The sequence below is a fragment of the Vibrio sp. 10N.239.312.C11 genome, from assembly GCF_041466065.1.
GTDB classification, from domain to species: Bacteria; Pseudomonadota; Gammaproteobacteria; order Enterobacterales; family Vibrionaceae; genus Vibrio; species Vibrio tasmaniensis_A.
In genome coordinates, this window is sequence record NZ_JBFSRZ010000013.1 from 22,806 (window position 1) to 48,705 (window position 25,900).

Annotated in this window: 21 protein-coding genes; 14 read left to right on the forward strand and 7 right to left on the reverse strand. The window is 44.9% G+C overall.

Annotated features, from left to right (window positions below; genetic code table 11):
• The first annotated feature begins 25 nt into the window (after nucleotides 1-25).
• Nucleotides 26-1,474: a decarboxylating NADP(+)-dependent phosphogluconate dehydrogenase gene (gnd, locus tag AB6D07_RS08070; RefSeq protein ID WP_004733587.1), complete on the forward strand. Its 1,449-nt coding sequence runs from the start codon at nucleotides 26-28 to the stop codon at nucleotides 1,472-1,474.
• A gap of 133 nt (nucleotides 1,475-1,607) precedes the next feature.
• Here the strand turns inward: gnd and AB6D07_RS08075 are convergent, their stop codons facing one another.
• Nucleotides 1,608-2,768, reverse strand: a complete 1,161-nt coding sequence (locus tag AB6D07_RS08075; protein WP_372092142.1) for an HD-GYP domain-containing protein — start codon at nucleotides 2,766-2,768, stop codon at nucleotides 1,608-1,610.
• A 423-nt stretch (nucleotides 2,769-3,191) separates the two neighbouring features.
• Here AB6D07_RS08075 and AB6D07_RS08080 point away from each other — a divergent pair, with 423 nt between their 5' ends.
• Nucleotides 3,192-3,605: a VF530 family DNA-binding protein gene (locus AB6D07_RS08080; protein WP_012603790.1), complete on the forward strand. Its 414-nt coding sequence runs from the start codon at nucleotides 3,192-3,194 to the stop codon at nucleotides 3,603-3,605.
• Nucleotides 3,606-3,743: 138 nt separating this feature from the next.
• On the opposite strand, the gene AB6D07_RS08085 is transcribed toward AB6D07_RS08080, so the two are convergent.
• From AB6D07_RS08085 to AB6D07_RS08105, 5 genes are all read right to left on the reverse strand, one after another.
• Entirely contained in the window at nucleotides 3,744-3,935 is a 192-nt protein-coding gene (locus tag AB6D07_RS08085; protein WP_004733590.1) for a hypothetical protein, read from the reverse strand.
• Nucleotides 3,936-4,203: 268 nt separating this feature from the next.
• The gene (locus AB6D07_RS08090) at nucleotides 4,204-4,962 is read right to left on the reverse strand and encodes a sulfite exporter TauE/SafE family protein (protein WP_029222937.1); all 759 of its coding nucleotides are present in this window, start codon (nucleotides 4,960-4,962) and stop codon (nucleotides 4,204-4,206) included.
• A gap of 195 nt (nucleotides 4,963-5,157) precedes the next feature.
• Entirely contained in the window at nucleotides 5,158-6,678 is a 1,521-nt protein-coding gene (locus tag AB6D07_RS08095) for a tripartite tricarboxylate transporter permease (protein WP_009846586.1), read from the reverse strand.
• A 10-nt stretch (nucleotides 6,679-6,688) separates the two neighbouring features.
• Nucleotides 6,689-7,189, reverse strand: coding sequence for a tripartite tricarboxylate transporter TctB family protein (locus AB6D07_RS08100; RefSeq protein WP_009846587.1), 501 nt, complete (start codon nucleotides 7,187-7,189; stop codon nucleotides 6,689-6,691).
• A 247-nt stretch (nucleotides 7,190-7,436) separates the two neighbouring features.
• Nucleotides 7,437-8,408 carry a tripartite tricarboxylate transporter substrate binding protein gene (locus AB6D07_RS08105; protein ID WP_009846588.1) on the reverse strand — a complete coding sequence of 324 codons (972 nt, stop codon included), beginning with the start codon at nucleotides 8,406-8,408 and terminating at the stop codon, nucleotides 7,437-7,439.
• Nucleotides 8,409-8,454: 46 nt separating this feature from the next.
• Here AB6D07_RS08105 and AB6D07_RS08110 point away from each other — a divergent pair, with 46 nt between their 5' ends.
• From AB6D07_RS08110 to AB6D07_RS08165, 12 genes are all read left to right on the forward strand, one after another.
• Nucleotides 8,455-8,631 (forward strand): hypothetical protein, encoded by a 177-nt coding sequence (locus AB6D07_RS08110; RefSeq protein WP_241810844.1) that lies wholly within the window; start codon nucleotides 8,455-8,457, stop codon nucleotides 8,629-8,631.
• A 231-nt stretch (nucleotides 8,632-8,862) separates the two neighbouring features.
• Nucleotides 8,863-12,036 carry an HD domain-containing phosphohydrolase gene (locus AB6D07_RS08115; RefSeq protein ID WP_017103083.1) on the forward strand — a complete coding sequence of 1,058 codons (3,174 nt, stop codon included), beginning with the start codon at nucleotides 8,863-8,865 and terminating at the stop codon, nucleotides 12,034-12,036.
• A 391-nt stretch (nucleotides 12,037-12,427) separates the two neighbouring features.
• Nucleotides 12,428-13,147, forward strand: a complete 720-nt coding sequence (locus AB6D07_RS08120; RefSeq protein WP_017071741.1) for a GntR family transcriptional regulator — start codon at nucleotides 12,428-12,430, stop codon at nucleotides 13,145-13,147.
• Nucleotides 13,148-13,247: 100 nt separating this feature from the next.
• Nucleotides 13,248-14,144, forward strand: coding sequence for a methylisocitrate lyase (gene prpB / locus AB6D07_RS08125; protein ID WP_017082680.1), 897 nt, complete (start codon nucleotides 13,248-13,250; stop codon nucleotides 14,142-14,144).
• 146 nt (nucleotides 14,145-14,290) lie between these two features.
• Entirely contained in the window at nucleotides 14,291-15,493 is a 1,203-nt protein-coding gene (gene prpC / locus AB6D07_RS08130) for a 2-methylcitrate synthase (protein WP_017103082.1), read from the forward strand.
• A 100-nt stretch (nucleotides 15,494-15,593) separates the two neighbouring features.
• Entirely contained in the window at nucleotides 15,594-18,230 is a 2,637-nt protein-coding gene (gene acnD / locus AB6D07_RS08135; protein WP_017103081.1) for a Fe/S-dependent 2-methylisocitrate dehydratase AcnD, read from the forward strand.
• Between the two features lie 9 nt (nucleotides 18,231-18,239).
• The gene (gene prpF / locus AB6D07_RS08140; protein ID WP_017103080.1) at nucleotides 18,240-19,412 is read left to right on the forward strand and encodes a 2-methylaconitate cis-trans isomerase PrpF; all 1,173 of its coding nucleotides are present in this window, start codon (nucleotides 18,240-18,242) and stop codon (nucleotides 19,410-19,412) included.
• Between the two features lie 118 nt (nucleotides 19,413-19,530).
• Nucleotides 19,531-21,435, forward strand: a complete 1,905-nt coding sequence (locus AB6D07_RS08145; RefSeq protein WP_017096692.1) for a propionyl-CoA synthetase — start codon at nucleotides 19,531-19,533, stop codon at nucleotides 21,433-21,435.
• A 148-nt stretch (nucleotides 21,436-21,583) separates the two neighbouring features.
• Nucleotides 21,584-22,030 carry a hypothetical protein gene (locus AB6D07_RS08150; RefSeq protein ID WP_017096691.1) on the forward strand — a complete coding sequence of 149 codons (447 nt, stop codon included), beginning with the start codon at nucleotides 21,584-21,586 and terminating at the stop codon, nucleotides 22,028-22,030.
• A gap of 238 nt (nucleotides 22,031-22,268) precedes the next feature.
• Nucleotides 22,269-22,670, forward strand: coding sequence for a glycine zipper domain-containing protein (locus AB6D07_RS08155; RefSeq protein ID WP_017103079.1), 402 nt, complete (start codon nucleotides 22,269-22,271; stop codon nucleotides 22,668-22,670).
• Between the two features lie 203 nt (nucleotides 22,671-22,873).
• Nucleotides 22,874-23,353, forward strand: coding sequence for a GNAT family N-acetyltransferase (locus AB6D07_RS08160; RefSeq protein ID WP_017069368.1), 480 nt, complete (start codon nucleotides 22,874-22,876; stop codon nucleotides 23,351-23,353).
• Nucleotides 23,354-23,437: 84 nt separating this feature from the next.
• Nucleotides 23,438-24,850: an NUDIX domain-containing protein gene (locus AB6D07_RS08165; protein WP_017103078.1), complete on the forward strand. Its 1,413-nt coding sequence runs from the start codon at nucleotides 23,438-23,440 to the stop codon at nucleotides 24,848-24,850.
• A 101-nt stretch (nucleotides 24,851-24,951) separates the two neighbouring features.
• Here the strand turns inward: AB6D07_RS08165 and AB6D07_RS08170 are convergent, their stop codons facing one another.
• A complete protein-coding gene (locus AB6D07_RS08170) occupies nucleotides 24,952-25,761 on the reverse strand; it encodes a Cof-type HAD-IIB family hydrolase (protein WP_017098537.1) in 810 nt (269 codons plus the stop codon).
• Between the last annotated feature and the right edge of the window lie 139 nt (nucleotides 25,762-25,900).

Here is a 25,900-nt window from a genome sequence, read left to right on the forward strand (position 1 = left end):
CGAGTAGCCGCAAGGAGATAAAATAATGAAAGGTGATATCGGTGTAATTGGCCTAGCAGTAATGGGTCAGAACCTTATCCTAAACATGAACGACCACGGCTTCAAAGTTGTGGCTCACAACCGTACTGCTGCGAAAGTAGACGAGTTCCTAGAAGGCCCAGCTAAAGGTACTAACATTGTTGGTGCTTACTCTCTAGAAGAGTTAGTTGAGAAGCTAGAAGCGCCACGTAAAGTGATGCTTATGGTTCGTGCTGGTGATGTTGTAGATACGTTCATCGACAAGCTTGTACCACTTCTAGACAAAGGCGACATCATCATTGATGGTGGTAACACTAACTTCCCAGACACTAACCGTCGTGTTGCCGCTCTTCGCGAGAAAGGCATCCACTTCATCGGTACGGGTGTTTCTGGTGGTGAAGAAGGCGCTCGTTTCGGTCCTTCTATCATGCCAGGCGGGTCTCCTGAAGCTTGGGAAGCGGTTAAGCCTATCTTCCAAGGTATCTCTGCGAAAACTGACGCGGGTGAGCCTTGTTGTGATTGGGTTGGTAACGACGGTGCTGGTCACTTCGTTAAGATGGTTCACAATGGCATCGAATACGGTGACATGCAGCTTATCACTGAAGCATACCAGTTCATGAAAGATGGCCTAGGTATGAACCACGACGAAATGCAGGCTGTATTTGCTGACTGGAACAAAACTGAGCTAGACAGCTACCTAGTAGAAATCACTGCAGACATCCTTGGCTACAAAGATGAAGACGGTGAAGCGCTAGTTGAGAAGATCCTAGACACTGCTGGCCAAAAAGGTACAGGCAAATGGACAGGTATTAACGCACTAGACATGGGTATCCCACTGACTCTAATCACTGAGTCTGTATTCTCTCGTTGCCTGTCTGCACTTAAAGATCAACGTGTTGAAGCTGAGAAACTGTTCGGTAAGACTGTTGCTCCAGTTGAAGGCGACAAGCAAGAGTGGGTTGATGCAATCCGTCAGGCTCTACTTGCTTCTAAGATCATCTCTTACGCTCAAGGTTTCATGCTAATGCGTGAAGCGTCGAACGAAAACGGCTGGGATCTAAACTATGGTAACGTTGCTCTTATGTGGCGTGGCGGTTGTATCATCCGTTCTGCATTCCTAGGCAACATTCGTGATGCTTACGAAGCGAACCCAGAGATCGCATTCCTAGGTTCAGATGCATACTTCAAAGGCATCCTAGACAACTGCATGGGCGCTTGGCGTAAAGTTGCAGCTAAGTCTATGGAATCAGGCATCCCAATGCCATGTATGACTTCTGCACTAACGTTCCTAGACGGCTACACTACAGCTCGTCTTCCAGCGAACCTTCTACAAGCTCAACGTGACTACTTCGGTGCTCACACTTATGAGCGTACTGACCGTCCACGTGGTGAATTCTTCCACACAAACTGGACTGGTACAGGCGGCGACACTGCTTCTACAACTTACGACGTATAATCATTAGTTAGAATCAGTAAAGAACACGTTTGTTCTTTCAGCTGAAACTAGAAAACAAAAGGATGCCAATTGGCATCCTTTTTTGTTGGTTCACGTTCTCTTACTTAGGCCTGAATAACAAAGAAGCCATAGTTTAAGCTGTCATTAAATGCGGCTGAGCATCGTCATTGTATTGCTCCCGAATGGCCATAAAGCCGTCTAGGTTTTGTTTAAGAGCCACAACACACTCAGGGTCGAACATCGAACCCGAGTGAGCTTCTATGTATTCCATCACTTCATCGAGTGACCACGCGTGCTTATAAGCTCTTTTGCTCATCAGCGCATCGAATACATCGGCTAATGTCACTATTCGAGCCTCTAGTGGTATCGCTGTGTTACTCAAAGCATCGGGCAACCCTGTGCCATCAAACCTTTCATGATGATGACGTACGATGTTTTTAATGAATTGGATTTCCTCAGAACACATAGCGATATGGCATGATAGGGCAACCACATTGTTAATCATTTCTTCACCGTACAAGGTGTGATTGTCCATGACGGCTCTTTCTTCTTCATTAAAGCGTGCGCTACTGAATAGCACTTTATCTGGAATTCGATATTTACCTATGTCGTGAAAAGGTGCATACAGCCGAATTCGGTGAATGAATTGGTGTGTAATTTCTTCCTTGCTGTGCGACAGAGTACGAGCAATGTGTTCACTGTATTTACCCATGCGAATAAGGTGTTCTTTAGTCTCTGGGTCTCGAGCATGACCCATGTTTAAAGCAATCGCTAAAGAGGATTGAAAGTGACGTTGGCGCTCAAACCATTGAACGAAAAGGCTAGAGATCACTTGAGTGAGATAAGCGATATCACACTGGATGGTTTGGTTAGCAAAGAACCCCGCTGATGAAGCATTGATAAACACAAACCCAAGATTACTTTCTTGGTGATGAATAGGTGTTGTGTAACTGCTTTGATGACCGATATCGAGCAGGTGAGATATTTGTTTGGTTGGGCTAATGGTGGTGAGGTCGTGGATGATTCGAGTATCTAAAGACTCAGCCATTCTAGATAACGCTGATTCTGGCTTAAGTTCTTGTTCGATGTAGCGATGCTCGGCTTCTTGGCACAGAGTATCCGAAACAAAATAGTTCGATGCTCTATTTTCATTGCATAGCACGACCGAAAGCCTAGACAGAATGGGGTAATGTTCGCGAGCTAGCCGAAAGAGATCATCAACGATGGCGATAATGTCTTTATCTTGGGCGGCTACTCTGCTGATTTGGGAGTAGTCAAACATGGTCAAAGCCAACCTTTATTTATAGTTATATCATTGTTTAATATCATTATTAGTAGGTTTCTATACCACTTCTAACATAGCACCTCGCTGTTAATTAGCAACACTGCGTTCTGATAAGTTTAAATTCCATTGGTAAAGTAGGGATATTTCATTCTTCTATCATGGTTTTTGTTAACTTGAGCTAGTTTGGTGGATCTTTAAGACAGACCCTTTTTAGTAGGGGCGGCTGTATTACACGCAACATCAGGATGGTAAGTGACCATATTAAAATTAAATTGAAAGATAAATAGGATAACGAGCATGCTTTATGCCATCATAAAGGCATAGATAAGGGCAATGGATGATATGCCCAAATGATTGAGCTAGAAGCGGTCAGTGATGACGGTGTTCTAGAGTAAATTCAAGGCCTTTAGTTGCCTTGGAAAAGGTAATGTTATGACTGAAGAAGAAAGAATCGAACTGCAACAAAACAACCCACTGCATGGCTTAAAGCTTGAAACTATGATCAACGAATTAGTGGATCATTACGGTTGGGAAATTTTGGATGCAGCAATGCGCATGAACTGCTTTAACACTAAGCCGACAGTAGCAAGTGCCGTTAAATACTTGAAGAAAACAGAGTGGGCTCGTGAGAAAGTAGAGAATTTCTACCTTTACCGTTTCAAGCGCATGCCTAAAGCTTCTGATATCGAATACCAGATGCCTCCGCGTTCACGTACATTCCGTCACGGGTTAGAACCTCGTGAGCCAATGGAATTAACGGTTGAATCGATTCTAGCATCACAAGCTAAAGCAGCGTCAGCATTTAAAGAGCGTCGTGGCGGCAACGGTCGTAATTTCCGTCGCTAGCAAAAGGGCGTCGCTAGTTTTAACGTCTTTATGTAAAGGCGTAAGTTGAGCATCGTTAGATAGACAAAGCCTTGACTGAAAAATACAAAAGGAGCCTAAGTGCTCCTTTTTTAATGCGTGTTGCTTTAGTCGTTCGTCTTAAGCTTCGCGGTTCTTTCTTTGATTCTTCCAAAGATCAACGACATAGACAATAGCGCTGATCAGTAAGAATAGCGCTGACACAGAAAAAAGAGCGGGCATTTTTAGAATCCACGCGAATGTGGCAGCGAGAAAAGCGACAAAGCAAATGAGTCGACTTGATGACATGACATGACCGAGTTTAATGTTCATAACGCCTCCTAATGAAGTCTCACTTTCGACAGGAGAATTATCCCACCTTTGGCAAAGTAAAGGCTAAAAAATAGTCTAAATTGTTATCAAATTTGCTAATTGAAGGACTCGCCTCACATATTTTAGTTTGGCTATTTTATAGTTCATAAAATAACCAGCCGAGGGGCTTTGTCAATTCTTTATACTTAACGATTTGCGTTGTGTTTTGCTAACGAAAACCGTGATTGCTGCACGAAGTAGTTCGAATAAAAGCTAGTTGGTATAGAACCTAGTTAGCATAGAAGAAGTAAGCGGTAATCAAAAAGCTCGCGATGATCACTGTGGTGCGAACATATTGTTGTGGGATACGACGAGAAACTTTTGCTGAATAGTAACCACTGACTAATGTCCCAAACAAAACGGCCATGCCTGACGGCCAATCAATCGAACCATTCACAACAAAGAACACGATTGCCGCGAGTGATGCGCATGCCGATACCAACAATTTGATGCCATTCATCACGTTGATATTGGTATACCCTGCCAGTGCCAAGTAGCTCAATGTCACAATGCCTAAGCCTGCATTAAAATAACCACCATAAACACACACGATCAAAAGTAATAAGGCTGAAAAGAACGCGCCTGCGCTGGTGGCGTGCTTATGTTTAGCGGTTACTTTCTTTAGCCATTTATTGAGTGTGCCACCAAAGGTAAAAAGTAGAGCGGCGAACAGTAATAACCAAGGGACGGATTGGGTAAATAGCGCTTCTGGCGTGTGTAGTAGTAAAAATGCACCAATGCCGCCGCCAATTATACATAGCCCGACAACGAGTTTGAGTTGTTTGGTGCCAGATTGGATTTCATGGCGCAGTGCGTAAGCACCACTGATGTAACCAGCGCATGAAGCAAAGGTATTGGTCGCGTTGGCCGCAATCGGAGGGACGCCTGCGAATAACAAAGCGGGGAAGGTGATGAAGCTGCCTCCTCCTGCGATGGAATTCAACACGCCACCAATCACACCTGACAAGAATAGAATCAACCAATCCATAGTTTTAGAATCCAATGCGTTAAATGATGAATCACCTTACTTGATTTTGTTATTAATATCAGGGATATGTGTTTTTCAGGAGTCGGATTGTGAGTTTGCTACCATCTTAGAGCTGTGGTTTTTTGAAATGACTGATACGAAAAAAGGAGCCTGAGGCTCCCTTTATTTCGTTTTGTTTTCTAGGCTAAGCCAAGTTTATACTTCAACAGGCTTTGCTCTAAAGCTCTTGAACAGCTTAACCAGAATAGGACTAGATAGAACCAATACCGCTAAAATAGTGAAGGTCATGGTGATAGGGCGTTCCCAAAGGAAGCTGAGTTCACCATCACTGATCATCAGTGCGCGTCTCAAGTTCTCTTCCATCAAACCACCTAATATGAAGCCAAGCAGTAACGGTGCGAGCGGGAAGTTGGCCAGCCTTAACGCTATCGCCGCCATTGCCACAATTAGCATCACAAACACATCCATCGTGTTGAAAGACACCAAGTACACACCTGTGATTGAGAAGAAGATAATCATTGGCAGTAGTACCGTTCTTGGTACCGCTAGCAGTTTAGAGATATATGGGATCAGCGGTAGGTTTAAGATAACCAGCACGATGTTGCCAAAGTACATCGAGATAATCACCGACCAAAATACATCTGGATGCTCAACGAACAAGCGAGGGCCTGGCTGAATACCGTAAGCAATCAACGCACCAAGCATAATTGCAGTAGTACCAGAACCCGGAATACCGAGTGTTAGTAGCGGAACAAATGAACCGCTTGAAGCTGCATTGTTTGCTGATTCAGGAGCCACAAGACCACGAATACTGCCTTTACCAAACTCTTTCTGCTTGTCTTTTGGCGCTAGGCTGCGTTCCATGCCGTAGCTTAAGAAAGCTGCGATCGTCGCGCCAGCACCCGGAAGCACGCCAGTGAAGAAGCCAAGAATTGAAGAACGAATCGAAACGGGCGCGACTTCTTTGAACTCTTCTTTAGTCACTTTCATGCTGCCAATATCGGCCATCTTTTGGCTTTCTTCGCCGCTGGTGTCTTTCTCAGGTTTCAAAATACCCATTAAAGTCTCACCTAAAGCGAAGGTTGCCATAGCAAGAAGTAGGAAACTAAAGCCATCCATTAGGTCTGTTAGGCCAAACGTGAAACGCTCAACACCAACGCCTTTGTCGATACCAACAGTAGACAGCATCAAACCAAGAATGGTCATCATCCATGCCTTTATTACCTGACCTGGGCCTGCAAACGCTGCTACAGCCGATAGACCTAACAACATCAATGCGAAGTAGTCTGACGACTGGAAGCTCAATGAGACACTTGCTAGAGCCGGTGCTGCAATCAAAAGCATGATTGCTGACAGCGTACCGCCAGTGAAAGAAGAGTAGGCTGCTAGTGCCAACGCTTTACCTGCTTGGCCTTTTTGTGCCATTGGGTAGCCGTCGAATGCGGTTACTACCGTTGAAGAACAACCTGGAGCATTGATTAAGATTGATGACGTTGAGCCACCAAATACAGCGCCGTAGTACACACCTGCCATTAAGATTAAGCCAGAAGAAGGGTCTAGGCCGTATGTAATCGGGATCATCAACGCGATTGCTGAAATTGGACCTAGCCCCGGGAGCATACCAATGAAGGTACCCACGAAGCAGCCCACAATTACCATCATGATGTTCATTGGCATCACAGCGGTAGAAAGTCCTTGTAAAATTCCGTCTAACATAATGTTATCCCTACCAAAGAGTGAAGATTAAGCCAGGCTCTAGGTAGATATCTAAGCCTTGAGTTAATAATAAAAAGAACGCGATAACGAAAGGAAATGACGCGCCAAATAAAATAGATTTACGGCGCTCACCCAATAGGTAAAAGCCAGCAAGCAAGAAGAAGCTAGTTGCTAAAACAAAGCCAAGATAAGTCAGTCCAACACCGTACAAAGCCATCAACACTAAAAAGCCAATGAGCAGCTTCCAGTTCAACGGCGTGGTGTCGCATGAAACCTTCTGGTCCGGTTGTCCTGTAACTAGTAGGATCAACGACAGGCCGATGCCGATAAACGTTAATAGGGTAGGTAAAGTTCTTGCTGTGAAGGGTTCGTACTCGTCACCGGGGAACAAAGGAATTAGCGTGGTTTGGTAGCCATAGCACAAGCACGCCAGCATAAAGATCATGGCTCCGATGCGATCCTTTGAAAGCAAAGATTCCTTACTCAGAAATTTGGTTGGTAAGTCCGACATATCCAACTCCATTTGGGGTGGTATAAATAGTAAAAAAGCCGTACATGAGCGAGTTAATGAAGAATGTCTGGGATCACTAACCAAAGGTAAGCGAATTACGGTACTGGTTTATCAGCCACTTGCGTTTACAACGAATCGGCAAGCGTTAGTAATACGTCTACGAATAAACAAAGGAGTTTGAAGTTAACTCATGTACGGCGAAACAAGGAAAGAGTAAGAGGGCACATAGACCCTCTATGGTTGTTAGTTATTTCAAGAAACCAAGCTCACGCATTAGGTCGCCCATCTGTTTTTCTTGGTCTTCTAGGAAGGCGTAAAAATCTTTGTCAGCTTTGTAGTTGTCAATCCAACCGTTACGGTCACGAACCACTTGCCATTCATCGGTCTTGTACATCTTGCCAAGCGCTACATTCCACTCGTCGATTTTCGCTTGGCTAGTGCCAGGTGCCGCGAAGAAGCCACGCCAGTTAGCAAATACTGTTTCGTTGCCGTACTCAGTTAGTGTTGGGATGTTTGGTGCCGCATCAAGACGTTTTGGTGCCGTTACCGCCAATACTTTTACTTGGCCTGATTTAGACATTTCTAGCACTTCACCAAGGCCTGTCGAAAGCAGTTGTGTTTCGCCAGATAATAGAGCTGCCATTGCTTTACCACCTGCATCGTAAGCAATGTATCGCACTTTCTTCGCATCAAAACCTTCGCCTTTGAACGCTGCCGCCACAACAAGGTGATCCATGCTGCCTCGAGCCGAGCCGCCTGCAATTTTCACTTTACGTGGGTTGCTTTCGAATTCTTTTACTACATCTTCCCAAGTGTTGTACTTCGAATCCGCAGACGCAACGATTGCGCCATAGTCGGCAATAGTTGCTGCTACAGGAGTTAGGTCGCGGAAAGATTGTGGGAAGATCCCCGTTAGTGAACGAACAACGATAGGCGTTGAGTTCACCATTAGCGTGTCTTCTTGACGTTGAGCCGTCTCGATTAGGTGTGCAATGGCTTTACCGCCACCACCACCAGACAAGTTTTGGAAAGAGACATTTTCTACGATGTCGGATTTAACTAATACATCACCCGTACCACGAGCCGTCATATCCCAACCGCCACCAGCGCCGCCAGGGATTAGGAAGTGGATTTTTTCTACATCAGCAGCAAAAGTGTTAAAAGAAAAGGTTGCTGCGATGATAGAAGCCGCAAGAGTAGGTTTCAGTGCCTTGAACATGGTTCACGTTCCTTATGTAGGGGATCTCTTCAATGGAGAGAAACTTATGTTTTATATCCAGCTGCTAAACACACGAGTAGGGTATTGCTTAGCAGATGACGTTAAAGTTAACGGTGTGTTAAAGAATTGTCTTCAATGCGGCGATATTGAGGATAAAGAACATTGGGTGAATAAAGTTCATAAAGTTCACGGTGGCGCAGCTATAGGATTCTTCAAGAAATAATCACTCTGATTTTTTCTTGAGTTTATTTGAACAATTTGTTTTGACTATTGGTCGATTTATACTGCTGGGTATCATTAAAGTGGGTACTTTATTACGGCACAAAAAGAGATATGGGGAAACGACATTAAATATATAGAATAATGTGTTGCTAGGTGGGTTATGCTACTGTAATAATATAAATATTGCTGGCACGTTACATTTCTGAGCTAATGGTTATTCAAGGATCGAATAATGACAGACAAAAAAATTTCGTTACGATTTACTGTTGGAGGAATGTTTTTACTCGCGACATTTCTTACAGCTGTTGTTGCGGTTTCACTGCAATATTACTTCAGTAAAAAAATGGCGACGGAGAGTACTCTGTCAAAATTGACGATGGTGTCTCATGACCTGAGTGATTATATAGGCGCTATTGATTCTGACGCAGCCAACACTGCGCGTTTACTTGCTTCAGTGAAACGGTCAATCAGTAACAAAATATCGAAAGAAGAGTCGCGTAGTATTCTTTCTGAAGCCATTAAAGATAACCCTCTCTTTTATAGTATTTACATTGGCTCATCCGATGAAAATTTCTTCCAAATTATTAATCTAGAATCTGCCCCTGTCGTTAGAGAAAAAATAGGTGCACAACAAACGGATCGTTGGGTTGTGGTTGAGATTAAAAATATAGGGCAGGAGCGAGTCCGGACAACGAAATACTTTGACCAAGAGTTTACGCTCAGAAGCTCAACTACGGAGCAGAGCAACTACTTTCCAACGACCAGGCCTTGGTATGTTTCTGCCAATGTTCAGTCGGTCGAAAAAACTCAGCCATATCTTTTTCAGCATTTACAAATTACCGGACAAACTTATTCTTTAGCGTTTGAGTCGAAAATAGAATCTGAAATTCAACATGTGATTGGTATTGATATTGTGTTGTCTTCTTTGGCTAACAAATTATCAGGTACGGCGCTTGGATTAGCAGAAGATAGTAAGGTTGAGTCTTTCTTATATTCGAAATCGGGAAATATCATAGCGTCCAACCTCAAGGTTAATAATCAGGAATCGGAGTTTGATGTATCAACATTGATATTATCATCTGAGCAAAAAACCTTGGTTAACGATACCCCTCCGCTGCTAGTTTCTAATCAAAATGATTGGGGGCCGATGGACTTTTCTGTGGCGGGGAAACCAAACGGTTATGCGATAGACCTTCTCAAAATGATCGGTGAGATGACTGGGATCAGGTTTGAATTTGTGAATGGCTTTTCTTGGGGAGAGCTTGTCAATAAGTTTCAAGAAGGAAGCATCGATGGGCTGCAATCGGTGCAAAATTATAAAGATAATGGCATAAATGGCCTATACACAACTCCAATCTATGAATTGCCGTTTGCTATCGTGACAAAGGTTGGTGCGAAGGTTGTTACTAATTATGCCGAACTTGAGGGTAAAAAAGTTGCCATTTTATCTGGGTGGTCAATTATTCCTAAAATGAGGGAAGACTTTCCGAATATTGATTTAGTTGAGTTTGAAAACCTGGAGTCTGCATTTAATTCAATTGAAAGCGGAGAGAACTTTGCATTCTTAGACGCTGAACCCGTACTCTCGTTTGCATTAGATAGGTTTTTCCAACCAGGCCTTGTTGTCAATGGGACTCTAGAAGATCTAAAACAGAACTACACAAATCAATTCCATTTGGTGTTGCAGAGCAAGCATAAGCAATTGCTTCCGATTATTGATAAAGCTATCAGTAAATTAAGTGGTGAACAACTTGATGCCTTAGCGAAAAAGTGGCTCCATGATACCGGCTTTAATACGAATACGACGGTTCCTTATACTGAACTTTATGATTTGACTAAGGAAGCAACGGTTGAAGGCAGTATGATAAGGGTAGAGTTGAATGGCGAGATCAAGCATCTCTATTTAAAGAAAATAGACACAGGCGAACACTACTCTGAGTATTTTGCGGTATTGATTCCCGAAACTGAAATCTTTAGTACAGTCAATAAACGTCTAGTAACCTCTGTTGGCGTAACGATGTTACTGATGAGTTTGACCTTACCTATTGCTTGGGTTTTTGGTGCACCGATAGTGCGTCCTATTCGTCAATTAGAGGAGGAGACTCATAAGATCAAGATGCGTGATTATGACAGTGTCGAACTTGTTGACACTCGAATTAAAGAAGTATGGGAGCTATCTGTGGCGGTAAAAGACATGGCGATGGAACTCAAGCAACATGAGCTAACCCAAGAAGCCTTTGTTGAGTCGTTCATTAAACTTATCGCCCAGGCTATCGATGATAAATCCGCTTATACGGCTGGGCACTGTAACCGCGTACCAGAACTGGGCTTGATGTTGGCTGATGCGGCTGAAAAATCCCAGTCAGAGCATTTCAAAGACTTTAGATTTGAGAACGACGATGAACGTCGTGAATTTAGAATTGCTGCTTGGCTTCATGATTGTGGCAAGATCACGACACCTGAACACATCGTCGATAAAGGTACGAAGCTAGAAGCTAACTACAACCGAATTCACGAGTTGAGAACTCGATTTGAAGTGCTTTGGCGTGATGCAGAAATTACAGCTTTGACAAAACAACTCGAAGGATCTCTACCGGCTGAGCTGGTAGCTGATGAACTTGCGTCAACCAAACAGCAACTACAAGAGGACTTTGCTTTTATCGCGGCATCAAACGTTGGTGGTGAATTCATGAGTGAAGATAAAGTCGCACGTATTCGATCTATCGCTGAGACGACTTGGACGCGTAACTTTGATGATCAACTTGGTTTATCACCGATAGAGGCGTTGAACCGAGAACCGAGTGCAAGTTTACCTGCAACAGAGCCACTGTTAAGTGATAAAGCAGAGCATATAGTGAAAAGAGATAGGCCGTTAGAGTTTGACCCGAAACATCAAATTAAAATGGATGTGCCTGAGCACTTATACAATCTGGGCGAAGTCTATAACCTGAGTATTGCGCGTGGTACCTTAACTACTGAAGATAGGTTTAAGATAAATGAGCACATGCTTGGTACCATCAAGATGCTTGAAAACCTGCCATTCCCGAAAGAGCTAAGCCGTGTGCCTCGTTATGCGTCGACTCACCATGAAACCCTTAAAGGCACAGGCTATCCAAGGAAGCTGACAGGTGATGACCTTTCAATCCCAGAACGTATTCTGGTGATCTCAGATATTTTTGAGGCGTTAACTGCTGCGGATAGGCCTTATAAGAAGGCGAAACCAATCAGTGTTGCTGTCGACATCATGTATAAAATGGCGTTGGACGAGCATCTAGATATCGAGCTGTTTAGATTGTTCTTAACCAGCGGTACTCACCTGCGTTATGCAGAAGAGTATCTCAAACCAGAACAGATTGATTTTGTCGATATCAGCAAATACCTCGAAGTCACTCGTCAGATAGCTTGATTAAAGGTTGGCTTGTTAGAACGGGTTCGATGAATGAAAGGCGCACATGAGTGCGCCTTTTTTATATCTGTTTATCGGTGAGCTGGTGGATAGGCACAAACGGGGCTGCTTTTGACCAGTTCGGCTATAAGTTGTCGACACATCGATTTTAAATGACTTTAGAGTAGGTATCGGGCTGGTTGTTGTTGTCCTGTTTAAATTAATAAATAACAAGTATTTAAGTTGTTTTCAGTGTCCTTTTGGATGAGTTTTTATCGTATATAAAAAATACTACCTTAGTCTAAATTGTCGACAATCTGCTTGATTGTCGACAATTTGATCGTGTATTTTATGTTCATGTTATGAAATTGTTGACAGTTAGGGTCGGCAATCAGAAGTGAGCAGCGTGAATATGAATACTGCGATAAAAGACCTCACCTTAAGTGCAAACACGAAAACACGTGTGAGCGACAAAGAAAACACCAAGTCGGAAAATCTGACTGAGTACCTCGTTGAGGCGATTGTTAACGGTGAATTAGCTCCGGGCAGTAAGATCTCGGAACCTGAATTGGCTAAACGCTTTGAGGTAAGCCGAGGTCCATTACGTGAAGCGATAATGCGTGTTGAAGGACTTGGCCTGATAGAACGTATTCCACATGTCGGCGCTCGAGTTATTACTTTTTCGGCAGACAAACTGCTAGAGCTTTACGCGGTGCGAGAGGCATTGGAAGGCATGGCGGCTCGCCTAGCAGCGCGACATATCACACAAGAAGAGCTTATCGGGCTTGAAGGATTATTGTCGACACACTCAAAGCACATCGATGAAGTCGAAGGTTCTTCTTACTTTCATCAACATGGGGATTTTGATTTCCATTACCGCATTATCAAAGCGAGTCGTAACAGCAAACTCATTTCGCTGCTGTGTGATGAGCTTTATCACCTATTACGCATGTACCGCTATCAATCGCCTAGGGCTCAGTCTCGACCAAAAGAGGCGCTCGATGAACATAAATATATTCTACAAGCAATTCGTAACCGTGATGAAGAGCTAGCAGAAATGCTAATGCGACGACACATCTCGGGTAGCCGATTGCTTATAGAGCAACAAATTCAATCCAAAGATCTTGATTAAGCGGCCATTGGAATCTGTCAGCGGATCAGTGCTGGCGATAACCAAAAGCCGTAAGTCTTAAAGATTAGCTAGAAATAAACAATTAACAGGGAGCGTCATTATGAAGTTATCAGCAGGAGCTAAGTTCCGACAAGCTGTGCAAGACAACGACCCATTGCAGATCGTCGGTACGGTGAATCCGTATTGCGCGATGATGGCAAAGAACTTAGGGCATCAGGCGATCTATTTGTCGGGTGGAGGTATCGCCAATGCGTCTTATGGTTTGCCTGATTTAGGTATTACGACATTGAACGATGTGTTGGTGGATGTTGAACGTATTACCAACGCGTGTGATCTGCCATTGCTGGTGGATATCGATACGGGATTTGGTGGCGCATTCAATATTGCACGTACGATTCGCGCTATGGAGAAGGCAGGCGCAGCAGCAATTCACATGGAAGATCAAGTCGCTCAGAAACGCTGTGGTCATCGGCCAAATAAAGCGATTGTGAGCCAACAAGAGATGGTCGATAGAGTCAAAGCAGCAACCGATGCCAGAACCGATGACAGCTTTGTGATTATGGCTCGTACCGATGCATTGGCGGTTGAAGGCATTGATAGTGCGATTGAACGAGCGATAGCTTGTGTTGAAGCGGGCGCGGACATGATTTTCCCTGAGGCGATGAATCAGCTCGACCAGTACGTGAAGTTCTCGGCAGCGCTGAAATCAGCAACGGGTAAGCACGTGCCTATCTTGGCTAACATAACTGAGTTTGGCCAAACACCACTCTACAACTGTAACGAGTTAGCCCAATCAAGTGTCGACATGGTGCTTTATCCATTGAGTGCGTTCCGTGCGATGAACAAAGCGGCGGAGAATGTTTACAAGCACTTGTTAGTTGAAGGCAATCAAGAAGCTCTGTTGGATTCAATGCAAACCCGTAAAGAGCTTTACGAACACCTGAATTACCACGACTACGAGAACAAGCTTGATCAGTTGTTTTCAAGCGAAGGGTAAACCAGTTTCAATTAATCAAAAATCAACTTAATCCAATAACGTGAAATGGTTAGTCGCCATATCCAGTACCGATGATAAAGATCATCGGACATATAAACAGGCAGCACCAAAGAGTGCAGGCGGCTAACACAGAAAAGGAGTTCAACATGTCTGTATCTTTGAGTGATAAAGCAACTGTCGAAAAGGCTTCTACAGAAAACCAACAACAAAGCGAAAAAACAGCCAGCACACCTGCAATCGGTGGTGCTGGTCTACGTGGTCAGAGTGCGGGAACCACGGCGCTATGTACGGTAGGAAAATCAGGAACTGGTTTAACCTACCGTGGTTATGATATTACCGACCTTGCTAATCATGCTCAGTTCGAAGAAGTGGCGCATCTGCTACTAAGAGGTCATTTACCCAGTGAAAAAGAGCTTGATGATTACAAAACATTGTTGGTTGGTCTGCGCGGCTTGCCTCAACCTTTGAAAGTAGCATTAGAGCTTATCCCTGCTGACGCTCATCCAATGGATGTGATGAGAACGGGCTGTTCAATGTTGGGTAACTTAGAGCAAGAATCGGACTTCTCTGAGCAACTATCAGCAACAGAACGTATGCTTGCACTTTTTCCTGCGATTATTTGTTACTGGTATCGCTTTAGCCATGATGGCGTGCGCATTGATACTGAAGATCAAAGTGAAGCATGTTTGGGTGGCTACTTCTTGAAAATGCTAACGGATAAAGCACCGAGTGAACTTCACAAGAAGGTGATGCACTGCTCGCTAACCCTTTACGCGGAACATGAGTTTAATGCTTCGACTTTTGCCGCTCGTGTGTGTGCATCAACGCTGTCGGATATCCACTCTTGTGTCACCGCAGCGATTGGTACGTTGAGAGGCCCTTTGCATGGCGGTGCGAATGAAGCGGCGATGGAAATGATCCAAGATTGGCAAACCGCCGATGAAGCGGAAACGAACATCATGAATATGCTTGCTAACAAAGATAAGATCATGGGCTTCGGTCATGCCATTTATCGTGAAAGCGATCCACGAAATGCTCTAATCAAGCGTTGGTCAAAAGAGCTTGCTCAAGAGGTGGGAGATAAACAGCTTTATGCCGTTTCTGAGCGTGTTGAAGCTGTAATGAAGCGCGAGAAAGGGCTGTTCTGTAATGCTGACTTCTTCCACGCATCGGCATATCACTTCATGGACATCCCAACCAAACTGTTTACTCCTATCTTCGTGATGAGCCGCCTTACTGGTTGGACGGCACACGTATTCGAGCAAAGAGAAAACAATCGAATTATTCGTCCAAGTGCAGACTACACCGGGCCAGAGCATCAAGACTGGCTACCAATCCATTTACGTTAGTCCTCTATATCGAGCCGACTTATATCTCGAGGTGACTTTCTCTTCATGTGATAAGGCCTCGAGAACCAACGAATAGAATTTGACAGATAATGGTGGATGTATGTCTGATGTAAAACTTGAAAGAAACCAAGAGCTTGATGAAAACAAGTATCGAAAGGTTCTACCGGGAACGGGCTTAGAATATTTCGATGCTTGCGAAGCGGTAGAAGCACTATCTCCAGGCAGTTATAAAACCTTGCCTTATACGTCGAGAGTATTGGCAGAGCAATTAGTAAGACGCTGTGATCCTGAAACTCTTGAAGACAGCTTAAAACAGATCATTGAACGTAAGAGCGACTTAGATTTTCCTTGGTATCCTGCGCGCGTGGTGTGTCATGACATTCTTGGCCAAACAGCCCTAGTAGATTTGGCTGGTTTACGAGATGCAATTGCCGACCAAGGCGGAGACCCTGCCAAGGTAAACCCAGTGGTCGAAACCCAATTGATTGTTGATCACTCGTTAGCCGTGGAACATGCAGGCTTTGATAACCAAGCGTTTGATAAAAACCGCGCGATTGAAGAGCGCAGAAACGAAGACCGTTTTCATTTTATTGAATGGTGTAAAACGGCGTTTAAAAACGTGAGTGTGATCCCAGCGGGTAACGGGATCATGCACCAGATTAACTTGGAGAAAATGTCTCCAGTTATTCAATCTAAAGAAGGCATCGCGTTTCCTGATACCTGTGTTGGTACCGATAGCCATACACCGCACGTTGATGCTTTGGGCGTTATTGCGATTGGTGTGGGGGGCTTGGAAGCTGAGACAGTGATGCTCGGTCGTCCGTCGATGATGCGATTGCCTGATATTGTCGGCGTTAAACTGACGGGTCAACGACAAGAAGGGATAACTGCAACGGATATTGTGCTTGCGATTACTGAGTTCCTTCGCAATGAGAGAGTGGTCTCAAGCTATTTGGAATTCTTCGGTGAAGGGGCTCGTGCACTGACCATTGGTGACCGCGCAACTATCTCCAACATGACGCCAGAGTATGGTACAGCAGCTGGTATGTTTTACATCGATGAGCAGACCATTCAATACCTGAAGCTCACCGGTCGAGAGCCTGAGCAGGTTGAATTAGTTGAACGCTACGCTAAGCAAACCGGGCTATGGGCTGACGATCTAGACTCTGCTCAATACGAACGTGTATTAGAGTTTGATTTATCGAAGGTAGAGCGCAATCTTGCAGGGCCATCCAACCCCCATCGTCGTTTGCCAACCAGAGAGCTGGCTGAACAAGGCATCAGTCAAGCATCTTGGAAAGAGCAGCATGCTAAGCAGTACAGCGATGATCAGATGCCCGATGGTGCCGTAATCATTGCGGCAATTACTTCTTGTACCAACACCAGCAACCCAAGAAACGTAGTCGCCGCAGCATTGGTGGCTAAGAAAGCTAATCAGCTTGGATTAGTTCGTAAGCCGTGGGTGAAAACGTCATTTGCGCCGGGCTCTAAAGTTGCCAAGCTCTATCTTGAGTCGGCAGGTTTGCTACCTGAGCTGGAACAATTAGGCTTCGGTATCGTCGGTTATGCGTGTACTACCTGTAACGGAATGAGTGGGGCGTTGGATCCTAAAATCCAACAAGAGATCATCGACCGCGACCTGTACTCAACTGCTGTGTTGTCAGGGAATCGAAACTTTGATGGTCGAATCCATCCCTATGCCAAACAAGCGTTTTTAGCCTCACCGCCGTTGGTGGTTGCTTACGCGTTGGCTGGCACGATTCGCTTTGATATCGAGAAAGACAGCTTAGGCACCGACAACAATGGTAAGCCAATCTACTTAAGTGATTTATGGCCGAGTGATGCCGAGATCGATGCCGTTGTCGGTGAGCACGTTAAGCCTCAGCAATTCCAACAAATCTACGTGAAAATGTTCCAGCCAGACGAGGAACAGGTGACGACTGAGCCGCTTTATGACTGGCGACCTCAAAGCACCTATATACGCAGACCACCTTATTGGGAAGGGGCTCTTGCGGGAGAACGAAGCCTATCTGGTATGAGACCTTTAGCGATTCTAGGTGACAACATCACCACAGATCACTTATCCCCTTCAAATGCGATTCTCGCTTCGAGCGCTGCGGGGGAATACCTCACCAAAATGGAAGTGCCGGAAGAGGATTTTAACTCTTACGCGACCCATCGAGGTGATCACTTAACCGCACAACGAGCAACGTTCGCTAACCCTAAGCTGTTTAACGAAATGGTGAAGGACGCTGGAGAAGTCGTGCAAGGTTCATTAGCAAGAGTTGAACCCGAAGGTCAAGTTACGCGAATGTGGGAAGCGATAGAAACCTACATGAACCGTAAACAACCCTTGATTGTCGTGGCGGGGGCCGATTATGGACAAGGTTCATCACGTGACTGGGCAGCCAAAGGGGTGCGCTTAGCGGGTGTTGAAGTGATTGTGGCTGAAGGATTTGAACGAATTCACAGAACCAACTTGGTTGGCATGGGCGTGCTGCCTTTGCAATTCAAAGCGGGGACCAATCGCAACACCTTAGAACTGGACGGTACTGAGCTTTACGACGTGTACGGCAACATTGAAGCAGGTTCTGATTTGGCTTTAGTGATCACTCGTAAAAACGGTGAAAAGCTGGATGTTCCTGTGACTTGCCGACTAGACACGGCAGACGAAGTGAATGTTTATAGCGCTGGTGGCGTGTTGCAACGTTTCGCCAAAGACTTTCTTGCAAATTAGGAGCTAGTTATGAACATCAAACAGATAAAAGTACCTGCTACCTATATGCGGGGCGGAACAAGCAAAGGTGTCTTTTTCAACTTAAGTGACTTACCTGAAGCTGCGCAAGTTGCCGGAGAAGCACGAGACGCATTACTTCTGCGCGTGATTGGTAGTCCAGATCCTTATGGCAAACAAACCGATGGCATGGGTGGCGCAACATCCAGCACCAGCAAAACCGTTATTGTTTCGAAAAGCAGTAAAGCCTATCACGATGTTGATTACCTATTCGGCCAAGTAGCAATAGACAAGCCGTTCGTTGATTGGAGCGGTAACTGCGGCAATCTGTCTGCTGCCGTAGGCCCATTTGCAATTCATAATGGACTGGTCGATTCGAATCGTATTCCAGAAAACGGTGTGGTCGAGGTGCGAGTATGGCAAGTGAACATAGAGAAAACCATTATTGTTCATGTACCTATCGCTGATGGGGAAGTCCAAGAGTTAGGTGACTTTGAGCTCGATGGTGTCACTTTCCCCGCTGCTGAGATCCAAGTCGATTTTCTAGACCCCGCCGACGCGAGTGGCTCTATGTTCCCAACAGGGAATGTTGTCGATTTTTTAGATGTTCCAGATCTGGGGTGCATTAAAGCGACATACATCAATGCCGGAATACCCACCATTTTTGTTGATGCTGAATCGGTTGGTTACCAAGGCACTGAACTTCAATCAGATATCAATAGTGATACCAAAGCCTTGGCTCTGTTTGAATCCATCCGAGCACATGGTGCAGTAGCGATGGGTCTTATCGATTCCCTAGAGCAAGCTGAATCACGCCAGCACACTCCTAAAGTCGCGTTTGTTACTAAGCCTCAAGCGTACCAAGCTTCCAGTGGTAAATCGGTTGCTGCCGAAGATACTGATCTTCTGGTGCGAGCTTTGTCTATGGGGCAATTGCACCACGCCATGATGGGTACGGCTGCGGTCGCCATTGCTTCAGCGGCAAGCGTCCCGGGGACGTTAGTTAACTTGGCAGTCGGTGAGGGTTCCCGAGATTTTGTGACCTTTGGTCATCCATCAGGAACCTTAAAAGTGGGTGCTAAAGCTATTCAGACGGAAAGCGGGTGGAAAATAGAACGGGCAATTATGAGTCGTAGTGCCCGAGTGATCATGGAAGGTGCCATTCGAGTGCCTTTTCCTAAGTAAAGCGATTGTCGTGAACGGTTAAATGTTCACGAGCACAACGCTGAGAAAAGAGTGCAATCAAGTGCTACTGCCAAAAGCTAGGCGCTTGGACTAATGGATAAATCATGGAGGAGGCACTATGTCTGCTACGAATCGAATGAACAGAAAAACAGACTATATCACCGAGTATCAATGGGCTAGGGAAGACCCCAATTCGTTCTGGGAAACACAAGCACAAGCGATAGATTGGTTTGAACCACCAAAAACGATATTACAAACTGACGATAACGGTATTGAACGTTGGTTTCCTGATGGGGTGATGAACACCTGCTGGCTCGCGCTGGATTACCATTGTGAAAATGGGCGAGGTGGCAATACCGCGCTGATTTACGACTCTCCAGTTACAGGAACTCAATCCTCGTACACTTACAATCAATTGCGTGAACAAGTGGCTAAAGTCGCAGGTATGTTAGCCACGCAAGGCGTTACCAAAGGTGATCGTGTGGTGATCTACATGCCAATGATTCCTGAAGCTGCCATGGCAATGCTAGCCTGTGCACGACTAGGCGCGGTGCATTCGGTGGTGTTTGGTGGTTTTGCTCCTCATGAGCTTGCCGTTCGTATCGAAGATGCTGAACCGAAGGTGTTGATTACTGCATCCTGCGGTGTCGAGATAAATAAAGTTCTGCCATATAAGCCGATGGTCGACAGGGCGATCATGGACAGTCGTTGGAAGCCTGAGAAAGTCGTGGTATTCCAAAGAGAGCAGTCTCTAGCCGAATTGAACAACGAACGTGATGTACTTTGGCAACAAGCGGTTGAGGATGCTTTGCCTCACGTATGTGTGCCTGTTCTAGCGACTGACCCACTATATATCTTGTATACATCAGGGACGACGGGTAAGCCAAAAGGCGTGGTGCGCGATAATGGTGGTCATGCGGTTGCGATGAAATACTCGATGAGCACTATTTACGATATGCCGCAAGATGGTGTGTTTTGGGCAGCTTCTGATGTCGGTTGGGTAGTGGGGCATTCCTACATTGTGTATGCGCCATTGATTCATGGCTGTACGACCATTTTGTTTGAAGGCAAGCCAGTACGAACGCCAGATCCCGGCGCATTCTGGCGTGTGTGTGAAGAGTACAAGGTCGATGTATTGTTTTCTGCGCCAACAGCGTTTAGGGCAATCAAGAAAGAAGATCCCGAAGGCGAGTTGCTCACCAAGTATGATTTATCATCGCTCAAGTCGATTTTTATGGCTGGCGAGCGTTTAGACCCTCCAACATTGGATTGGGTTGAGTCTCATACCAATAAACCAGTTATCGATCATTGGTGGCAAACCGAAACAGGTTGGGCCATTTCCGCCAATCCAACAGGGTTAGAATCTTTACCAGTGAAAGCGGGCTCTTCAACCAAGCCAGTACCCGGTTACCAAGTGGAGATCCTCAATGAGTTGGGTGAAATCGCACAAACGAATCAACAAGGGTTTGTGGCACTTAAACGACCATTGCCGCCTGGTTGTTTACCCACGGTATGGCGCAATCATGATCGGTTTGAATCCGGCTATTTGAGTCAGTTCCCGGGCTATTATGTTTCTGGGGACGGTGGCTATCTTGATGAAGATGGGTATCTATTTATCATGGGCCGTATCGACGATGTGATAAACGTAGCGGGACACCGTCTGTCGACGGGAGAAATGGAAGAGATCGTGGGTGGTCACCCAGCCATTGCAGAATGTGCGGTAGTCGGTATTCACGATGACTTAAAAGGGCAGTTACCTCTTGGTTTCGTTGTGCTGAAAGATGGCGTAAAAGTCGATGGTATTGAGTTGCAAGCGGAGTTGGTTGGCAAGGTTCGTAATGAGATTGGCGCGGTAGCTTGTTTTAAGCAAGCCTTGGTTGTTGAGAGACTACCCAAGACACGTTCAGGTAAGATCTTACGCAGAACTATCCGACAGATCGCAGAAGGTGAGCAATATGTGGTGCCTTCGACGATTGACGACCCTACCAGCTTAACTGAAATTGCTGAAAAGCTCGGCAAATAGACGTCGCAGTTTAGGTAGTATAATCTTCGGCTGGTTGATTTATACATAAGCCAGCGTGATGGTTTACCTAAACTCTACTTTATTCATCCGCTTATCCATTGCGTTTACTATGACCTCATTATGAATCCCACATATTGAGGTCTTTTTTATGCGAGCTTACTTTTGGTTGATTGCTTTACTGGTCAGTGGTGCTGCTAGTGCCAGTATTTCAAAGGATGAAGCGAGTAGAGCGTTGTTAGAGCCATTGAGTCATCCCAAGATATTTAAATGTGTGTCCAAGACTGGCGTCGATCTCTATCAAGCAGTTTTTGATATGGGCGTGGGGTATGAAGCCAACCCGATTAACTCGAAGATGATCGTTAATTCAAGGAAAGGTCGCTACGAATATCAAATCTTAGGCGCGGTAAGGTCTGAAAGAGCCGGTGAAATTGTCGTGTTGACTCGTCATGTGGGAGACGGTGTCAAAGTAGCCGCTATGATTGATGACGAAAATGGCAAGATACTGGGGATCGGCGATAAAAATCATTATCGAGATTGCGGTGTTAGGCCACCACCTAGCGCAGAAAATATGCAAAACTTTTGGTCCAAAGGCTAAGAGCGACATGTGAAATACAAAAATTATTGAGAAAGCTAGATTGAGGAGACCTTATTGGTCGCCTTTTTTGTTTGTCAGGCTAAGGCGAGCTCAAAGATATATATCAATAAGCACTTATGCGATGGTTGAATGATACATAACTGAACATGATGTATCGTCTAAACGTGGCTTTATTTATCTCATTAACGGTTCTGCTTAAGATGGCTCTACTCCAAACGAAGAACTAAGCGAGACTCCTATGAAATTCACTAAACCTTTTCTTTTAGCGACACTGATTGTGACTCTTTCTGGTTGCGCATCACCAGCAATGGATAACGAAAATGAGAATGCTGCACGTAATCGTGGTGCTGTGGGTGGTGCTTTATTAGGAGCGACAGCAGGCGCTCTAACTGGAGATGCGGGCTTAGCCGCGAAGGGTGCTGCATTGGGTGGTGTGACTGGTGGTGTTGCTGGTTCAATGAAAGATACGGATGATGCAAGAAACGCACAACGAACCCAAGTTACTGCTGATGGTCTAGCGCAAGACAATCGCACCGATGCAGAAAAGCGAGTTGCTGAAGTAGAGGCTGAAATTAAGCTTATTGAACTAGAACAACAGCTTGCTGATCTCAAAGAAGAGAAAGAGGACAATGGTGCATAAAGCTGAAGCTACAGCAAAAGCTAATGCCTAGATATTCGTTTAATTCAAAATAATTCAAACAGAATGGCCACGTAATGTGGCCGTTTTTGTATCTAAAATACGCACTTCAAACAATGAATTAATTCAATAACTTGTATAGATACTCACGCCAAGTAAACTAGACTCAGTTTAGATATTAATTTGGTTTGAGAAGCGCAATAGTCATGAATGTCATCTTAAGGGCTGCAAAGCACACGGATTTGGAACAACTTAACGAGTTAATGTTCGATCTCCACCATCACCACCACCTTGCTAGCCCAGAGCACTTTAAAACGGCAGAAGAGATTGAGCAGGAAAAAAGCATTGCACGTTACTTGGATGATCCTGAATGCTTAGTTTATGTGGCATTAAAAGGTGAGCTCATTGTTGGCTTTATCTCCGGACATTTTTGTGAGCTTATCTCAACGGTGAGTAAACCGGTGCCGATGGGGAGTGTCGATGAACTGTTTGTCTTGCCTGATTATCGAAAAGAATCGATTGCTGAAAAGTTGTTTAGCAAAGTTGAAGCGACTTTTGATGATTATGGGGTTGAACAAGTCTTTGTAGAGGTTTGGGACTTTAATTCACCTGCCAAGGACTTCTATCAAAAAATGGGGTTTACTCCTCACATTCAATGGATGAGGAAGGCTTTGCACAAAACGTAGGCAGCGATTTTGTGCGTGTTTGATTACAATAGACTCGTGTATTAGCAGTCTTAAATTTCTTCTATTATTTTTTAGGTAAACTCGTTGGCTATTCGATATTTATTAGTTTTCATATTATCTCTTTTGAGTACTACTTCCGCTTGGGCAAGCAACACTTTGCCCGATCATATCGCGGGCGCTTTGTGTGTAGTACGTGCTGACAACCAAATCGTGTTGGTTGATGAGTTGATCACAGGTCAATTGTCTCTACCGGGAGGCACTGTTGTTTCAGGTGAGCCGCCAGCAGTCGCGGCGCAACGTGAAACGTGGGAAGAGGCGGGTTTGTCGGTAACGGTCGGTGATGTACTGGGTTATACCGACAGTGCCGTCGTGTTTGATTGTATTTCTGACTCTGAAGTGATCAGCTACAAGGCTCGGAATGAATTAGGTGGCTTTGAGTTGCCGATTTGGTTTGCGCCTCATTACGGCGTGGAAGTCAGCCGTGCGATGTTACTTCCTCCTACTGAATTGCAAGATCACCAATACCGCTACCCAGAACAGTGGTCTGAGATTAACGAGCTGTTTTTATCTGCGACAGATCAACCTGTGACGTATGTGACTGAGCTGGTGGGCGCGGCACCCCAAGTCCATCAAGTTGAACTAAATTGGATTGTGTCGCTTCAAAACGTGTTCGATAAGATGCCAAGCTTGTTTGCGAATACTGTACTTTTAACTGACTCGTTAGCGAAGCCTTGGGTTTTCATCGTGATATTGCCGCTAATTGCTTGGCATTTTGGCCGTAACTTCGCGTTAAAGTTTGGCTTCACTTTGATTTCGGTGACACTGCTCACTTTAATCGCCCACCAAGGGTTTGGTTTTCCACGTCCGCATGCTTACTTGCCAACATTGAAACTAGTGATGAGCAGTGGGTATAGCTTTCCAAGTTTATTGGCTGGCTTATGGGTGAGTTTAACCTTGTTAGTCTTTTGGAAACTAAAGCGCCTCTTGGAGCAAAAATCGATTTTGATTGTGCTCACTGGCCTACTGTGGATCATGCTATTTAAGTCTTATTCAGGCAGTGCGTTCTTTAGTGATGTCATAATGGGAGGCGTATTGGGCGCGTTAACGACTTGGCACATCGTGAGATTAGATGCGAAACCTGATGTTGATATTAGTGCCTTGTTAAGCTCTAAAGGTGTCTGGTGGGCATTGTGCTTACTGTCGATTGTTCTCACGGTTATATGGCCTCTGCCAACATTTTCTTTCTGGGTGGCAATTTTGATGACGATTGCATGCTTAGTAACGTTAACGGACTCGAAGCCTTTGGTCGGCCACTTCTCATTCAAGATTGTATTTGGAGTGATGGCGATGTTGTTAGCGGGGAATCTGCTGATTAGCTGGGCTGGAAGTTTCGTCTCATTCAGTGGCATCGCTTCATTTATTGTTGAGACCTTACGTTTCCCAATCTTGATTCTATTTGGTGTCGTGGCGTTTCGTCTGCCATGGAAAAGAGAGTAGGCGAACCGACGAACATAAAATCAAAAAAGGCTGTGCAGTGCACAGCCTTTGTCATTTGTGAAACAAGCAAAAAGTAATTCTCACTCGAGCCTATTGACCGTTTACGAGTTGAAGATAAACTTTTCAATCGCGACGGCGACTCCGTGGTCGTCGTTGGCCGCTGTGATGTGATCCGCCAGTTTCTTGGTTTCTTCCATTGCGTTTTCCATCGCAATACCCATGCCCGCGTATTCAAGCATATGGTGATCGTTTTCAGCATCGCCCATGCAGATCACTTCTTTCGCTGTAATCCCCAAATGTTTAGCGATTGCTTCAATACCGACACCCTTGTTTGAATTTGGGTTTAAGAACTCTAAGAAGAATGGTGCACTTTGCACGATAGTAAACTGAGTCTTAAGTTCTTGTGGCAACTTGCTGATGATTTCGGTCAGCTTGCTTGGTTCCGCGACAATCATTGTTTTGATAATTTCATGGTCGTCTTCTAGTTGAGAAAAGTCGAGCTCGGTAATCTTTAAGCCGTTAATACGCGCTTCAATAGCGGTGTACTCATTGTTTTCAGGTGTTATTAAGCCATGAACCTTGCTGAAGGCATGCACATAACCACCTAGCTCTTGTGCTAATGCAGCAATCTGTTTCGCGGCTTTACCATTGCTAATCTCGCTGTGAATGATCTCTTTTGTCGATACATTCTGAACCACAGAGCCGTTGTAGAAGAGTACAAAGTCATCTTCGCCGTTGATTGAAAGCTCGTCTAACTTACTCTGCATGCCTTCTAAAGGACGACCAGAAGCCAGAACCACTTTCACACCTGCAGCGCGAGCTTTAGCTATCGCGTCTTTGTTCTCTTGAGAAATCACTTTTTCACTGTTAAGTAGTGTGCCATCCATATCAAGAGCAATCAGTTTGTACATGTTGTTCCTTACCAAAAAATTAAAAGCTAACAAAATCTAATGGGCGAAAGGATAAGGGAACTTGAAAGCTCAGGCTAGGGCTTTGATCAACTCATTTATCAGTACTCATTTGTTTGACCAAAAGGGGCAAGTGCTTTAA